12 protein-coding genes are annotated in these 16082 nt (G+C 64.1%); 10 read left to right on the top strand and 2 right to left on the bottom strand.

The window, feature by feature from the left end; genetic code table 11:
* Window positions 1–60: 60 nt before the first annotated feature.
* Window positions 61–2022, bottom strand: coding sequence for a primary-amine oxidase (locus tag ACFVSJ_RS04070; RefSeq protein WP_387434647.1), 1962 nt, complete (start codon window positions 2020–2022; stop codon window positions 61–63).
* Between the two features lie 119 nt (window positions 2023–2141).
* Between ACFVSJ_RS04070 and ACFVSJ_RS04065 the strand changes: the two genes are divergently transcribed.
* The 6 genes from ACFVSJ_RS04065 to ACFVSJ_RS04040 all read left to right on the top strand — a co-directional run bounded on the left by ACFVSJ_RS04065 (window position 2142) and on the right by ACFVSJ_RS04040 (window position 9583).
* On the top strand, window positions 2142–2666 hold the full coding sequence (locus ACFVSJ_RS04065) for a hypothetical protein (protein WP_387434646.1): 525 nt from the start codon (window positions 2142–2144) through the stop codon (window positions 2664–2666).
* 67 nt (window positions 2667–2733) lie between these two features.
* A complete protein-coding gene (locus ACFVSJ_RS04060) occupies window positions 2734–4230 on the top strand; it encodes an aldehyde dehydrogenase family protein (RefSeq protein ID WP_387434645.1) in 1497 nt (498 codons plus the stop codon).
* Window positions 4231–4397: 167 nt separating this feature from the next.
* The gene (locus ACFVSJ_RS04055; protein WP_387434644.1) at window positions 4398–5825 is read left to right on the top strand and encodes a purine-cytosine permease family protein; all 1428 of its coding nucleotides are present in this window, start codon (window positions 4398–4400) and stop codon (window positions 5823–5825) included.
* A gap of 4 nt (window positions 5826–5829) precedes the next feature.
* On the top strand, window positions 5830–7503 hold the full coding sequence (locus tag ACFVSJ_RS04050; protein ID WP_387434643.1) for an amidohydrolase: 1674 nt from the start codon (window positions 5830–5832) through the stop codon (window positions 7501–7503).
* Between the two features lie 30 nt (window positions 7504–7533).
* The gene (locus tag ACFVSJ_RS04045; protein ID WP_387434642.1) at window positions 7534–9039 is read left to right on the top strand and encodes an APC family permease; all 1506 of its coding nucleotides are present in this window, start codon (window positions 7534–7536) and stop codon (window positions 9037–9039) included.
* Window positions 9040–9127: 88 nt separating this feature from the next.
* Window positions 9128–9583 (top strand): iron chaperone, encoded by a 456-nt coding sequence (locus ACFVSJ_RS04040; RefSeq protein ID WP_387434640.1) that lies wholly within the window; start codon window positions 9128–9130, stop codon window positions 9581–9583.
* On the opposite strand, the gene ACFVSJ_RS04035 is transcribed toward ACFVSJ_RS04040, so the two are convergent.
* Complete coding sequence (locus tag ACFVSJ_RS04035; protein ID WP_387434639.1) at window positions 9580–11139, bottom strand: glycoside hydrolase family 32 protein; 1560 nt, start codon at window positions 11137–11139, stop codon at window positions 9580–9582. The genes ACFVSJ_RS04040 and ACFVSJ_RS04035 overlap by 4 nt on opposite strands.
* A gap of 235 nt (window positions 11140–11374) precedes the next feature.
* Between ACFVSJ_RS04035 and ACFVSJ_RS04030 the strand changes: the two genes are divergently transcribed.
* From ACFVSJ_RS04030 to ACFVSJ_RS04015, 4 genes are all read left to right on the top strand, one after another.
* Window positions 11375–12811, top strand: a complete 1437-nt coding sequence (locus tag ACFVSJ_RS04030; RefSeq protein WP_387434637.1) for a family 43 glycosylhydrolase — start codon at window positions 11375–11377, stop codon at window positions 12809–12811.
* 46 nt (window positions 12812–12857) lie between these two features.
* Window positions 12858–14195 carry an ABC transporter substrate-binding protein gene (locus tag ACFVSJ_RS04025; protein ID WP_387434635.1) on the top strand — a complete coding sequence of 446 codons (1338 nt, stop codon included), beginning with the start codon at window positions 12858–12860 and terminating at the stop codon, window positions 14193–14195.
* A 67-nt stretch (window positions 14196–14262) separates the two neighbouring features.
* A complete protein-coding gene (locus ACFVSJ_RS04020) occupies window positions 14263–15144 on the top strand; it encodes a carbohydrate ABC transporter permease (RefSeq protein ID WP_387434633.1) in 882 nt (293 codons plus the stop codon).
* Window positions 15141–16049 (top strand): carbohydrate ABC transporter permease, encoded by a 909-nt coding sequence (locus tag ACFVSJ_RS04015; RefSeq protein ID WP_387434632.1) that lies wholly within the window; start codon window positions 15141–15143, stop codon window positions 16047–16049. Before ACFVSJ_RS04020 ends, ACFVSJ_RS04015 begins: the two co-directional genes overlap by 4 nt.
* The last annotated feature ends 33 nt before the right edge of the window (window positions 16050–16082 follow it).

Raw genomic sequence — 16082 nt, 5'->3', positions numbered from 1 at the left:
GGTACATTGCGGCCGGGATGACGGCGACGGCCGGGCAAGGGCCCGGCCGTCGCCACACTATCAGTGGCAGTGCTTGGCCGTGTCGGCGGGCGCGGTGGCGCAGTGGCCCGACGCCGACGACGGAACGTTGAGCGTGGGGTTCTCGTCGAAGAAACCGTGCGGCTTCAAGGTGAAGCCGGTGGTATCCACTGGCATGATGGGCCAGTCCTCCGGGCGCGGGAAGTGGGTCAGCCCGAACGAGTGCCACACCACCAGGTCCTGGCCGTCGATGTCCCGGTCTTGTGCCACGTAGGCCGGGAGCCCTGCGCCGCCGGGGTGCTGGTTGACGAAGTCGCCTGCTGCGTAGAGCTCGTCCTCTGCGTGCCGGGTGACCCAGAGGTGGTGCCGGGCGAAGGCTGCCCGTGAGGCAATGGAGGAATCGTCCGCCATGGCCAGGGTGGGGTTGCCTTCCGGGTAGAGCGTGTAGCCCACGGGGTGACCCAAGTGGTTCAAGGACTCGGGGTTGCTGATGTGCCACACACGCCCCTTGGCCCCATCGGCGTCGCGGACAGCCTCCGATTCGCGGGCCAACACAGTGCGCTTCTGCGTGAAGGCGTTCCCGTGCGGGTTTTCCGGGCCTTTCGGGAGGCGCTCCAGGTCCAGTTCCTCGACGCGGTTCGTGTCGCCGTCGATCATCATGTCCAGGCGGGCGCTGAAGAGGTGCTGGTGGTAGGGCGCGCCAAGGCCCGGAGCGATCTCCGAGGCGTAGGCGTACGTCTTGTCAGGCAGGGCGGCCGTGAAGACAATGCCCGTGGCCTTCGCCTCGAATTCGATGGTGCCGTCCAGGTAGAGGTACCAGTAGAAGCCGTAGTCATAGTTGCCCACGGTGGTGAAGAAGGAGACCACCAGGCGGCGGTTGCGCCGGACCTCATTGGAGCCCGCCCACTCATCCGTGTGCTTCCAGAGGATCCCGGCGTCTTCCTCGTGGATGCAGATGCCGTTCTCGATGGTGCGCGGGTTGCCGAAGTCATCGGCCACCACGGGGGACAGGTACGTGATCTCGCCTAGGCAGTCACAGCCGAGTTTGAGGGAGTTGGCGTCGCGGCCCACCAGGTACTCGCCGGAATCGAAGTAGTTCTGCCAGCTCCTGTACGGGGACGGATCGCCGTAGGGGACCACCATTTCGGAGATGGACGCACGATGGACCACCGGGCGCCGGCGTCCCTTGTGTGAGTGGTGGAGTTGGTGGAGGACCAGGCCTTCGCGGGCGTCGAAGCCGACCCGCAGGTCCCAGCCCGCCCAGGACAGGTGGTTGCCCTCGAGCGTAAAGCTGGGTCCTTCAGGCTGGATGATCTCGATCGGCTTCAGGTCCGTGCGGAGTTCGCCGTGGATGGCGGGGTCCGTGTAATTGCCGTTGACCTCCGGGACCGTGACCGGGCCGTCATCGATCAGGTGGTCAACCCGGCGCTTTTCGACGTCGACGAACGCCACCAGGCCATCGATCGGGTGGGCCCACGGGTGGTCGGCGGCATGGTCCTGGCGGAAACCGAGGCCACGCAGCAGCCGCTTGCCTTCCTCGTTTTCGTACTCGAACACGCCCGCCGAGAGCGGTGCAACGCGCACCTGCGCAGGAGTCAGCCCGCGGCTCGCCAGCGCCGCAATCCACTGAGGGTCCTCGGCCAGGATGTCCTCGATGATGCCGAACTCTTCCAGCAGGACGGGCAGTTGACCGTCGACGGCGGGATCCAGCTCGCGCTGTTCAAGCACCTTGGCTGTGGTCAAGGACAACCGGACGTCCAGGGAACGGGATATGGCGGCGTCCCACAGCATGGCGCGGACAATGCGCCCAGTAGCGCTGCCGTCCTGGAGCGCGGCCTTGGACGGTTCCATCAGGCCCAGGTAGGCGAAGCGCGTGGTCTCGGCAAGAAGCCCGGCGTCGCCAAGGATCCGGCGGGCCTGCTCGATTTCCCCGCCTGTGAGCTGTTCAAGCGGGTGCAATCCGGTCCGCGACGATGCGGCCAAGAGGGTGGTCTGAAGGGTCATGGCACTTCCTGAAGTCGATTTTTGATGATACAACTGTTCAACCAACGCTTTGATGTTACCCACCTCACAAGCCCGCCGTAAAGTCCTTGACCCAAACCACGCGGGCGGCCAGGAGAACCATGGACCACCAACCCCGGGGCACTATCCCGGCCGGCATAGTCGGAACCGCGGCTGCGGGCAGCGCCGCCGCCCATGTGTTGGCGGCCGTGGCCGGCCCGGCTGGCCACATGGCCTGGCTGATGGCCGCCATGGGCGTGGCCTGCCTGGCCTGCGTGGGCCCGATGTTGCGGGGGAGGAACTGCGCAGGACTGTGGCGCGCGGGTTGGAACCTGGATCGCAGGAATCGCGAGCAGCCGGCCGGCGGTCGCGCCACCCGGGCTGCCAGCCACCTGCTGGCCATGAGTGCAGTCATGATCCTCATCCACCTGGTCCTGCTGGCGGCGCCGGGCTTCATGGCGGGATCCGGCGCCGGAGCGCATCATGGCGGGGCCGGAGGCGAGTCGTCTTCGGCCCACGGCGTCACGATGCTCGCCCTCATCGCCGTTGAACTGGCCTGCCTGATGGGCGCTTCCGCCGCCCTGCGCCTGTCCCGCCGCACCCCGGACCTCAGCAGTCCGGACCTGACCCCCAGCACCCGGACCTGACCCCCACAAGCCCGGACCGCCGTCGAGCCTTCACAACCTGACCAACCACCAACCCCAAGGAGCCCCCGTGAACACCACCTCCACCCTGACGTCCACCGACTGGCACGGCCGGGCGGATGCCCTGGCAATCGACGGCCGGGCGTTCGTCAACGGACGCCGCACCACCGCCAGCCACGGCAAAGTCCGCCCGACCAACAGCCCCATCGACGGCCGCGTCCTCGCGGAACTGGCCGCCTGCGGTCCGGACGACGTCGACCGTGCCGTAGACGCCGCCCGGCGCGCCTTCCCGGCCTGGTCCCGCCTGGGAGCCGAGAAGCGGAAGGGCGTCCTCCTGGCGCTCGCCGCCCTCATGGAGCAGCATGCCGACGAGCTGGCGCTCCTGGAAACCCTGGACAGCGGCAAGCCCATCCTCCAGGCCACCACGGTGGATGTCCCTGGCGCCATCTCGACGCTGCGCTGGTACGCGGAGGCCGTGGACAAACAAAACGGCGAACTGCCCGCAGTCCCACCCGGCGCCACAGCACTCGTCACGCGGGAACCGCTGGGGGTGGTGGCGGCGATCGTCCCTTGGAACTTCCCGCTGGAGATCGCCGTCTGGAAGCTGGCCCCGGCGCTAGCCTCCGGCAATACGGTGGTGTTGAAACCCGCGGAGCAGACCTCGCTGAGCGTCCTGCGCCTGGCGGATCTGGCCGCTGAAGCGGGCGTTCCCGCCGGCGTATTGAATGTCGTCACGGGTACCGGCAGGGAGGTGGGCGCCGCGTTGGCACACCACATGGATGTGGACGCGCTCGCCTTTACGGGCTCGACGGCGGTCTCCCGCACTCTGCTGGAGGCTTCCGGCCGGAGCAACCTCAAGAGGCTGAGCCTGGAGGCGGGCGGCAAGAGCTCGAACATCGTGTTCGCGGACACGGCCGATCTCGCGACGGCGGCCGCGAAGGCAGCGTTCGGCGCTTTCTACAACCAGGGCCAAGTGTGTTCGGCCAACTCCCGCATCCTGGTTCAGCGGAGCGTCTACGACGACTTTGCAGCCTTGCTGGCCGAAGCCGCTGCCGGCTACGCGCCGTCCGATCCGCTGGCGGGTGTGGACGGCAATGGCGCGCTGATCAGCAGCGCCCATACAGACGACGTCGAACGCTGGATCGTGCGTGGCCGCACCGACGGTGAGGTGCTCTTCGGCGGTGAGCGGCTGGCCATCCGCGGCTCCGACGCCTACCTGGAGCCGACGCTGCTGGGCGGTCTCGGCGCGGACCATGACGTGCATCGGGAGGAGATCTTTGGTCCCGTCGCGGTGCTTCAGGCTTTCGATACCGAAGCGGAGGCCATAGGCCTCGCCAACGCCACGGACTACGGCCTGGCCGCCTCGGTGTGGACTTCGGACCTCTCCCGCGCGCACCGTGTGGCCCGCGACCTGCTGGCCGGCACGGTGTCCGTGAATACGGTAGACGCCCTGGGCAACACCACGCCTTTTGGCGGCTTCAAGCAGTCCGGTTTCGGCCGTGATCTGTCCCTGCACGCCTTCGACAACTACACCGCGCCCAAGACCACGTGGATCCAGTTCGGCTGAATGACTTCATCTGGAAATCCGAACATGTACATCGCAATTCAATGGTTTACGTGATGCAGTTCACAAACCTAGGCTGGTTTTGACAGCAGACCCGGCACCGAAGGGCTTTGGGGAAGGCCCACCGGACTCTGCCAGCATCCTCTTCCGCCGTCTTAAGGACACCCTCCATGAAATCGATGCTCCGCTCACGCCTCTTCGAGATAGAACAAGAGTCAATCGCCCCCATCCCGGCTGAGGGCAGGCACGGACGCTCCCGGGAACTTTTCACCATCTGGTTCGGCATGAACATGACGCCCCTCACGGTGATCACGGGCGCCACGGCCACCACGCTGCTGGGCCTTCCCCTGATCAGTTCCATCATCGCCATCCTCCTGGGCCACGCACTGGGCGGGATCGGCATGGCGCTGCATGCCGCGCAGGGACCGCAGCTCGGCGTCCCGCAAATGCTGCAAGCACGCGGCCAGTTCGGTTCACGGGGCGCCAGTTTGATCGTCGTCGTGGCGGTCCTGATGTTCGTGGGGTACTTCTCGTCAAACCTGATCGTCTCTTCGGACTCGATCACGGCACTCCTGCCGGAGGCGAACGGAACAGCGATGATCATCGGCTGCGCAGTCCTCAGCTTCGTGATTGCGGCTTTTGGATACAACCTGGTCCGGAAGGTGACGGCTATGGGGGCCTACGTGGTTGGCGCCCTCGTGCTGGTTTCCTTCGCGGCTTTGCTGGCCAGCGGCGATTTCTGGGCCCAGCTGAACGACGGCGAATTCACCTGGACCGGATTCCTGGCCATGGTGGCGATCGGCATCGTGTGGCAGTTGACGTACGCCCCCTATGTTTCGGACTACTCCCGCTACATGCCGGCCAAGTCCGGTACCAAGGGTGCCTTCTGGGGTACGTACCTTGGCTGCGTCGTCTCCAGCGCGCTGCTCATGGTGCTTGGTGCCGGCGTGGGCATAGCGGCAGCCGGGGTGGACACGATGTCAGGGCTCCACGGAATCCTGGGCCCCGGACTCGGTGCGGCCGTCCTGGTGGGCTTCGCCTTGGTGGCCGCCGCAGGAAATTCGGTCAACGCCTACTGCAGCGCCTTGTGTGCCCTAACGCTGGTGGAGACGTTCTTGAGCGGCTGGCGGCCCGGAGCCAAGGCCCGGATCGTGACCTCCCTGGTCCTGCACATCATCGGTATCAGCCTGGCCTTGGCAGCGGCTACCAGCTTCGCCTCCTCCTACTTCAGCTTCCTGAGCGTCCTCCTTTATGTCCTGATCCCGTGGTCGGCCGTTAACCTGGTGGACTACTACGTGATCCGGCACGGCTCCTACGCTGTGGACGAGTTCTACGCTGCCGACGGTGGCCGATACGGCCGTTGGAACGCGGGCTCCCTGCTGGTTTTCGCCATCGGCGTCCTGGCACAGATCCCGTTCATGGCGACTCCCTTCTACACGGGCGCTGCTGCGGAGGCTATGGGCGGAATCGATATCGCCTGGCTGGTGGGCCTCGGTGTCAGCGCCATGGCCTACATCGCGATCGTCCGAATAGCCCCGGGATTGGTGCGCCTCAACCTTGACCGTGAATCCACCGAGAACCACCTTTTAGGAAGGTAGAGCCATGACCCACGCAGACTGGATTTTCAGTGGAGGCCCCGTCCATACGATGGACCCTGCCCGTCCCCGCACCGACGCCGTTGCGGTTGCTGACGGAAAGATCGTGGCACTCGGCTCCGAAGCCGCACGCTGGCGGGGACCGGCAACCGAGCTGGTCGACCTGGGCGGCAAAGCGCTTCTTCCCGGCTTCCAGGACGCACACGTCCATCCCCTGGCCGGTGGGCTCCAGATGCTGGGTTGCGACCTCTCCGGAGCCCATTCCCTGGCTGAGTACCGCTCCCTGATCGCTGCCTTCGCCCACGCCAACCCTGCCGCTGAATGGATCCAGGGCGCGGGCTGGTACGGAGACGTTTTCGACGGCGGCTTCCCGCACCGCGCGCTGTTGGACGAACTGGTTCCTGACCGTCCCGTCTTCCTGATCAGCCATGACGGCCACGGTGCCTGGACCAACTCCCGGGCGCTGGAACTGGCCGGGATTACCGATGACACTCCCCATCCGGACGGGGGCATCATTGCGCGCGACGGTGCCGGGAAAGCCACCGGCATGCTGATTGAACACGCCGCTGATCTGGTGTCTGCCCTGATTCCCGATCCGGACCAGCAGCACATCCGCCGGGCACTCCTCGCAGCCCAGTCATATCTGCATTCGCTGGGCGTCACCGCCTGGCAGGACGCTGCCGTCGGCCAGGCGTTGGGCATGCCCGACTCCTACGGTCACTACCTTTCTCTCGAATCCGACGGTCTCCTCACGGCCACCGTGACAGGAGCGCTGTGGTGGCAGCGGGACCTCGGGCTCGAGCAGATAGAGCTGTTCAAGGAACGCAGGGCCACGGCGAAGGGTCGTTTCCAAGCCACAGCAGTGAAGATCATGGTGGACGGCGTCTGCGAAAACCTCACCGCTGCGCTGACGCGGCCCTACAACGGGCATCCGCACGAACTTGGCATGAGCCTGATCGAACCGGAGCAGTTGGCAAGGATCGCCCGGGAAGTGGACGCGGCCGGCTTCGACCTCCACCTTCACGCCGTCGGCGACCAAGCCGTGCGCGACTGTGTCAACGCGCTCAACCTGCCCCGCCGCGAAGGCTGGGACCCGCGCCACCAGATCGCACACCTGGACCTGGTGGACCCCGCTGACGTTGCCGCCTTCGCCGCCACCGGGGCCATCGCGAACATTCAACCGCTTTGGGCGCGGCAGGATCCGGTCCTCGTGGAAACCAAACTGCCCTACCTCGACGAAGCCCACCAGAAGGTGCATTTTGCCTTCGAAACCCTGCGCCGCGCCGGCGTCGAACTCGCCATCGGCAGCGATTGGCCGGTCTCCAGTCCCGACCCCTTGTGGGGCATCCACACGGCGGTGAACCGCACCGCCCCCTCGGCGGACCCGCACGCCCGCGACCACCGCTCGCAGACCGAACCGTTGCTCCCCGCCGAGGCCATAACCCTCGGAACAGCGCTCGCCGCCCACACCACGGGAGCGGCGCGCGCCAACCGGCTCGACGCCGAACGCGGAACCATCCGCGTCGGCATGGCCGCTGACCTGGTGGTGCTCGACGCCGATCCGCTCACCACCGAGGCGAAGGCCCTTGGCGATATCGGTGTCGAACTGACCTTCGCCGCGGGTCGGCCAGTCCATAACCGGGCAGACCGCAGCGCCCTTCCCACCCTTCTTGCGCAGTAGCAAAAATTAAGCAGCAGCAAAGGACCGATCATGCATCAAACCCAATTAGCCCAGGAGCAGAGCAACCACCTGCAAAAATCCCTGGGCCGCTTCGACATCCTTCTGTTGGTGGTGGCGGCCGTCATTTCCGTGGAGGTCCTGGGCCAGGTTTCCGGCTTTGGCGGAGAGACGTTCACGTGGACGCTCATCCTCGCCGTTACGTTCATGGTTCCGTACGGCCTGATCTTTGCCGAGACCGGCGGTGCCTTCACTGAAGAGGGCGGCGTTTACGTCTGGACCAAGATGGCCTTCGGCCGGGTGATTGCCGCAATTACCTCCCTTTTCACGTGGGTCACGCAACCGGTGTGGGTGGGCGGGGCCATGGCGTTCGTAGCCGTGGAAACGTGGTCCGAGTATGTGGGCCACGTGGAGGCCGGCAGCCCGGGCGATTACCTGTTCAAGCTGGCGTTCATCTGGATCACCGTCACGTCCGCGATCATCAGCCTGAAGCACGGCAAATGGCTGCCATCGCTCGGCGCGATCCTGAAGGTAGTCTTCCTGACCTTCTTCATCATCGTCACGCTGGTCTACGGGCTCCAGCACGGTTTCAACGGCCTTGACCTGGGCTTCTTCTCGCCCACGCTGGCGGGCTTCCTGGGTGTTACCCCGTTGCTGTTGTTCTCCTTTCTCGGATTCGAATCCGGCAACAGCGCGGCGGGGGAGATGAAGAACCCGGCCAAGGATGTACCGGTCTCCGTGGCCCGTTCCTCCATGATTGCTGCGGCAAGCTATCTCTTGCCGATCCTCGCCATCCTGTTGGTAGTGCCGTTGGACCAGATCACGGGCATCGGCGGATTGTTTGGCGCCGTGTCCACGGTCTACGCCGTTTTCGGTCCCGCCGCCGACGCGATGCTGGCCGTTTCCGCCGTCGTGTTCTGCTTTGTGCTGGTCTCCCAAGGCGCGGCATGGATGATCATCAGCGACCGCATGCAGGCCATGGCGGCCGCGGACGGCTCGTTCTTTGGTGGTTTCTTTGGCCGCTTCCATCCGAAACTGGGCACGCCGATTCGAGTCAATACGCTGTCCGGGGTGGTGGCCACGCTGTTCATGCTGGCCGCCATGCAACTCACGGGTACCAGCAGCGCTTTGTTCGGCGTGGTGCTGTCCATCGCCATCTCGACGTTCCTGCTCAGCTATCTCTTCGCTGTTCCCGCCGCGGTGAAGCTGCGGAGCAAGTATCCCTCAGCGGACCGTCCGTTCAAGGTTCCCGTTTCCGATACCGGATTCCGCGTCCTTGGCGCTATTTGCTTCGCATGGATCCTGGTCGGCTCGTGGGTGGCGATCTTCCCGGGAACACTCGATGTCCTGTTCGGACTGCCGTATGACTTCGAGGCAACGTGGGGTGTCTCCCAGTTCACGTTCGAAGCCTTTGCCCTTGGAACACTCGGCTGCATCCTTGCCCTGGGCCTGATTGGCTACGCCCGGGGCAAGAAGGTGCGCGAGGCCGTTGCGCCGGTGAATGAGACGGCGGATCTGGTCAACGGGCAACGTTCCTGATCGAGCAGTTTCGGAGAAGCCACGGCAGCGTACCCCGCACTAGCGTTGGATTATCAGCAAGAATCCACCACCAGAGAGGGGCCCTGCCGTGGCCGAGACCGGAACTGCAGACAAGACCAAGTCCTACGACGGCTTCACCGAGGACGAGCGCGCCGCAATGAAGGAACGTGCGCAGGAACTAAAGAAGTCCTCGCGCAGCAAGGCCACCAAAGCCGATGGCGAGGCGGATGTCCTTGAGAAGATCGCCGAAATGCCAGCTGCCGACCAAGCGCTCGCGGAACGGATCCACGCGATCGTCAAGGAACACGCGCCGGACTTGGCACCGAAGACCTGGTACGGAATGCCGGCCTACGCGAAGGACGGCAAGGTGGTGTGCTTTTTCAAGTCCGCCGACAAATTCAAGTCCCGGTACGCGACCCTAGGCTTCGAGGAAACTGCGGCTCTGGACGACGGCACCATGTGGGCCACGTCCTTCGCGCTGAAGCAGCTTGATGAGGCCAGCGATGCCCTGATCGTTGACCTCATCAAGAAGGCCGCCTCCTAGATCGGGTTGCCAAACTCGCGGATGGTGATGCCCGTGAAGCTTGCCGGACCGCCGTCTGCGTAGAGGGAAACTCCGGTGTCGCCGTCGGCAAAATGAACCTGCTGCGAGACGGCCGTGTGCCCGGCATTCACGAACACCTCTACGCTCTGCTTGTCCACGAAAATACGCAGGTGCACTGACTTGGCGTTGGCATCGATGGGCGCTGCTGCACGGGTGTAGGGCACCAGGGAGTAGCCGGCCAGGTCCGAGGGCGCGCGGTCCACATACAGGTCCCCGCCGTATTTGCCGATGTTGGTGTGCCGGGAACCGTCAGCAGAACGGCCCACCGAAACGCCCACGTTGGCGGCCGTGTCCCACGCAATGTCGAGCTCCAGCTCGTAAGCCCGTCCGTTCCACGGCAGTACGTAACTGCCATTCACGGTCTGGTTGGGAAGGGTGGTTGTAGCGGTGACGTAGCCGGCCAGCGCGGCGACCGGGCTGCTGAGCAGTGAGTACCAACCGCCGGACTGCCGCTCCAGCCGCAGTTCCCGTGTGATGGAGTTCTGCCCGTTGTAGCCGTCCGAGGCGTCCGTCGGCACATCGCGGGCGGCGTATTTCCAGTTGTTCATCCAGGCCGTGGCCAGGCGCTTGGTCTCGGGCGCATCGACCGACGGCCAGGTCACGGCGGCGTACCAGTCCCATCCCCAGTCGAGCCATTGCGGGGTGAGGTCGTCGGCCGTGAACGCCGTCCCATTCCAGCTCCCGGTCCAGTAGGCGTAGGTCATGGGCAGGCCAACACTGTAGGCATCCATGCTGGCAGCGAACACCCAGTGCCGGGTGCCGTCTCCGGCAGTCATCTCGAAGAGGTCCGGACACTCGATCCCACCCAAGGCGTGGTTGGGGTAGTCGAAGTTTGATTTCCACTGCCAGTCCTTGAGATTGTTCGAGGTATAGAACGCGGCGTACCTCGCCCGTCCAATGACGCACACCCATTCGTTGCGCACTGCATCCCAGTGGATCTTGGGATCGCGGAACCACTCCGCATTGTCGATCTCCGCCTGAGTGGTTGCCGTCCGGCCATCGGTGTTGACGATCACCGGATCGGGGAGCGGAGTGAACGTGAAACCTCCATCCGTGGACCAGTACAGGTACTGCTCTTGGTACTTGCGGATGCCGTCGGTCGGCTTGGTAGCCAGTACGACGACGGCCCCGGCACCAAAGCCTGCGGTGTTGGCCGTGTCCACCACGCCGGACCCGGACCACACAGGGAAGTTTGTTTGGAGTGGCAAAACGGCTCCGTGGTGGGTGAAGGAGACCCCATCAGTGGTTGTTGCGTGGTCCCAGCCGCCTTGGCCGTTGTTGATGCTCGAATGCAGGTAGTAGAGCTGATAAGCGCCGTTCGTGTAGACGGGCCGCTGCGGATCGCACAGCCAGCCGGCAGGCGGGGTCATGTGGTAGACCGCCCGCTGGGAGGACAGGGCCTGTGCGGCGCCCGGGGCAACGTTGCCGAACAACAGGGCGAGTGCCCCGGCTCCCGTTCCTTGCAGGACAGTCCGTCGTCGGATTTCAAGCGTCATGAAGTGGTTTCCTCTCAAGCATTCATTGGTTGAGAACGGCATGACCCAAGGGCCCCTCGGCGTCGAGGAGGCGCGGGTGTGCCATCGGTAGCTAGGACCCTAGCGGCTTCCGCAGGAATCGGTCAAGCGTTTTAGCAACCATTGATTTTTCTTTGCTAAAACGCTTGATCAACGAGTGTGACCTGCGCTACCTTCATGGTGATCAAACGCTTTAGCAGAATGGACATCAGCGCAGATGAAACGCTCAGTCTTCTTCCAACCCAGTGATGGCTGGGTTGGAGACCTTATCCCCTTCGAGAAGGACGGGGAGTTCTGGCTCTTCTACCTCCACGAGGAACGCACCGACCCCAAACCCGGCACGTCGTGGAACCTCGTCACCACCAAGGACCTGACGCAGTTCGAGAACCACGGTGTTTCGCTGCAGCACGGCAGCGCGGACGAGCTCGACTTCAACGCCTACACCGGCAGCGTGGTGATCGACGACGACGGCACGCACCACTTGTTTTACACAGGCCAGAACCCCCGCAACCTCGGGGCGGACGGACTGCCGCTGCAACTGGTCATGCACGCCACCAGCAGCGACGGCATGCGCAGCTGGACCAAGCACCCCGAGCTCACCTTCGGGGCTCCGGAGGGCTACGAATCCGGCGATTGGCGCGATCCTTTCGTTTTCCGGGATGAAGCAAAGGGCCAGTGGCGCATGCTGATCGCCGCCCGCCACGCATCCGGCCCCGAACGCCGCCGCGGCGTGGTCGCCCAGTGCATTTCCACCGACCTCCTGACGTGGGAATATACGGAGCCCTTCTGGGACCCGCGCCGCTACATCACGCACGAATGCCCGGACGTCTTCCAATGGGGCGACTGGTGGTACATGGTCTATTCGGAATTCTCCGAGTCCTTCACAACGCGCTACCGGATGGCCAAAAGCCCCGACGGGCCTTGGGAAGTCCCCGTCCTGGACAGCATCGACGGGCGTGCCTTCTACGCCTCCAAATCGGCCGCCCGCGATGACCGCCGGTTCTTCTTCGGCTGGATCGCCAGCAAGGAAGGCAACGCCGACCACGGTGCGTGGCAGTGGGCCGGCACCATGTCCGTCCTGGAAGCCCGGCAAAATCCGGACGGGACGCTTGGCTTCGGTTTCGCCGATGAGTTGGGGGAGAGCTTCTGGGAAGACGTCCCCGTGTCCCTCGCCAACGAGCTCCCGGCCACACTCAATGTCCCGGACAGCTACGCAGCGGTCGTTTCCGAGCAGGAACTGCCCGGCCAGTTCTACGCGAAAGCGGTGCTGGACATTGCGGCCAACACCACCGAGTGCGGGTTGCTGCTCCGCTCAAGCCACGACGGCGACGCCTCCTACGTCCTGCGCCTGGAGCCCAAGCGCGGTCGACTGGTCTTCGACCGCTGGCCCCGCGAAATTACCGGCGACGCCCAGTGGCACGTCTCGGGCGACGTGCCTTACGACGTCGAACTGGAGCGCCCCTGCCACCTCGCCCCGGGCGAGCACACGCTTGAGGTCATTGTCGACGGCGACCTGTGCGTCGCCGTCGTCGACCGCCAAGTTGCGCTGAGCGCAAGGATCTATGACCGCCCTGCCGGGCGCATCGGCGCCTTCGTCGGCGAAGGTTCCGCAACCGTCGTCGAACTCGACATCCGTCAACGTAGCAACAACTGAATATCCCCAACCCCAACACCCAGTCCAATCAAGGGAGATTGTCCCCATGAAGAAAGTATTCCGACTTGCGGCGGTAGCAGCCGCGGCGGCCTTGGCCCTGACGGCCTGTGGCGGCGGCGGAAGCGCCAGCAGCCCCACCGACGTCAGCCCCACTGGAGAAATCAAGCCCCGCGAAATCTCATGGCTCCTGTCGCGGCCGGCCGACGGCGCCGTCATCAACATCATGAAGAAGCTGGCCGACGACTACGCCAAGGACCACCCGGGCTTCTCGTTGAACCTCATCACCACTCCGGACCGGCCCTCCTACATCCAGAAGCTCGAAACACTGGCAGCGGCCAACAAGCTGCCGGAATTGTTCGACACCGATGCCACGCCGTTCGCGCAACAACTGGCCAAGCAGGGCAAGATGCTGGACGCGGACAAGCTGCTCAAATCCCTGGGCCTCTATGACGACTACCGCCCGGGCGCCCTGGATTACCAGCGCTTCGACGACGGCTCGCTGTACATGGTCCCGTTCCAGTTCGAGCTGGAATTCATCTGGTACAACAAGGCTCTGCTGGAGAAGGCAGGCGTCTCCGTGCCGAAGTCGCTCGACGACATTCCAGCCATGTGCACGGCACTGCGCTCGGCGGGCATCACCCCGATCGCCATCGACGGCCAGGATCAATGGCCGCTGGAACGCTACGTCGCCTACCAGCCGTTCCGCCAGGCCGGACCGGATTTCGTGCAGAAGCTGAAGAAGGGCGAGGCGTCCTTCAAGGATGCTGCCGGGCAGAAGACCGTCAACTGGATGGCCGAACTGGGCAAGGCCAAGTGCTTCCAGGATGGCTTCTCCGCGCAGGGCTACTCCGATGCCCAGAACCAGTTCACCTCCGGCCAGGCGGCGATGTACAACATCGGAACATGGGAGCTGCCCAGCCTGGCAACCGACAAACTGAACCCCGCGGTCCGGGACAACGTGGATTTCTTCACCCTGCCAACCACAGCGAATTCGGTGACGGCCGCGAACGAGTTCGTATCGCCGTCGGGCATTGGCATGGCCGTGAACGCCAAAACGTACGATCCGCTGGTGAGCGACTTCCTGAAGTTCGCGCTGCAGAAGTACCCCAGCGAGTACGCGGCAACGGGTGCCTTGTCGCCTACCACCAATGTGCAGACCGCCGTCCCGGCCAACGCCACGCCCCTCTACAAGAAGGCGTTGGAAGCGGCCAACAACCTCGGTTCCAAGCAGGCCATGCCGTGGGACACCCAGCTGGATCCCACCACCAACGGCAGGCTGCAGCAGGAACTCGTCCTCCTGGTCCAGGGCAACATCACCCCTGATCAGTTCACCAGCACCATGGACGACACCATCAAGCAGAACGCACCCAAGTTCTTCAAGTAAGCCGGCGTTCTTCACGTAGATCCCAGTGGCGGGGGACCGCAAGGTCCCCCGCCCGAAAGGCCCAGCCATGCTTCCCAATAGATCAAAGACATCCGTCCTGGTCTTCCTGCTCCCGCCGCTCTTCCTTTATGGCGCAGCAGTGCTCTTCCCCATCCTCCAATCCCTGTTCCTGAGCTTCTTCTCCTGGAACGGCATCAGCGACATGGAGTTCGTCGGCCTCGCCAACTATGTGCGGATGCTGACCGGTGACGACATCTTCTGGCGTTCCTTCGCCAATGCGCTCATCTACCTCGCGATCTGCCTGGTGCTGCAGTTGGGCGGAGCGTTGGTGGTGGCCAGCCTCCTGACCTCGCTCACCCGGGGCCGCGAACTTATCAAGACCCTGTACTTGCTTCCCGCAGTCATCTCCACGGTGGCCATCGCGTTCCTCTTCGTCCGTATCTACTCGATCGATCCCGTCGGCCTGCTCAACCAATTGCTGCACTGGGTGGGCTTGGGTGCCTTTGAGCGGGCCTGGCTGTCCGACGTCAACACGGTCCTGGCCGCGGTGTCAGCACCCGAGGGCTGGCGGTTCACGGGCCTCTACATGCTGATCATCTACGCAGCCCTCATCGCCGTGCCCAAGGAGCTGGAGGAAGCCGCCGTCCTGGATGGTGCCTCCAAGTGGACCCTGTTCACCAAGATCCGCTTCCCCTACATCCGCCCGGTGTGGATCACCACCACCATCATGGCCACCACCTATGGCCTGCGCGGTTTCGACATCCCCTACCTCATGACCAACGGCGGCCCCGGACAATCTTCCGAACTGCTCACCACGTACATGTACAAGACCGCCTTCACCAGTACCGACTTCGGTTATGCCAGCACCATCTCCGTGTTCATCGTGATCGAGTGTTTGGTGGCCGTCGGCCTCATCCTGTTCATGCTCAAGCGGAAGGCTGACTCATGATCGCCCAGACAGCACCTGCCACCCACATCCCGCCGGTCCCGCCGTCGTCGCGGCCCGTGGTGACGCGGAGGCGCCGCAAGCCGAACCTGTACCGGACCCTCTCGCGGGTCCTGATCATGCTGATCGTGATCGTGCAGGTGTACCCCTTGCTGTGGCTGTTCCTCACCAGCCTGCGGACGGAGCACGACTTCGCCACGGGTGATCCGTTTGCCCTCCCGGGGGCCTTGACGTGGGACAACTATGCCCGGGCCTTCGAAACAGGCGACCTGGGCCGGAACATCCTCAACAGCTTCATCGTGACCATGGGCGCCAACCTGCTGATCGTGCTGTTCGGCATGATGGCCGCTTACGCCATCCAGGTCCTGGGGTTCCGGCTCAGCAGGTTTGTGCGGGGGCTGTTCCTGATCGGCATCATCGTGCCTGTCCAGATCGCTTTGGTCCCGCTCTTCATTGACTACTCCACCGTGAACCTGCTGGATACCTACCAGTCGATGATCATTCCGCTGGCCGGTTTCGCACTCCCGATGTCCATCTACCTCTTCTCGTCCTTCTTTGAGTACATCCCGCGGGAAACGTACGAGGCCGCCTCATTGGACGGAGCTGGACCCTACCGGATCTTCGGCCTGATAACGCTGCCGTTGTCCCTGAACACCGTGGTCACCGTGGTGCTGGTGAACAGCATCTTCATCTGGAACGACTTCATCTTCGCCAACACCTTCGTCCTTTCCGAGGAACTCAAGACCATCCCGCTCGGCCTGCAGAACTACATCAGCGCCATGGGCAAGGTTGACTGGACGGCCACGTTCGCGGCCGTTTGCGTGACCATCACGCCGCTGCTCTTGGTGTTCCTGGTGCTGAACAAGGCCATGATCCAGGGGCTGGAGAGCGGGGCGAACAAGGGATGACCGCCACGGCTGATGGATATACTCCTGATGGAG

Origin of the sequence: Paenarthrobacter sp. NPDC058040, assembly GCF_042885775.1 — a bacterium.
Classification (GTDB): Bacteria; Actinomycetota; Actinomycetes; order Actinomycetales; family Micrococcaceae; genus Arthrobacter.
Note: the sequence above shows the minus strand (reverse complement) of the source record. Positions and strands in the feature narration are given on the sequence as shown.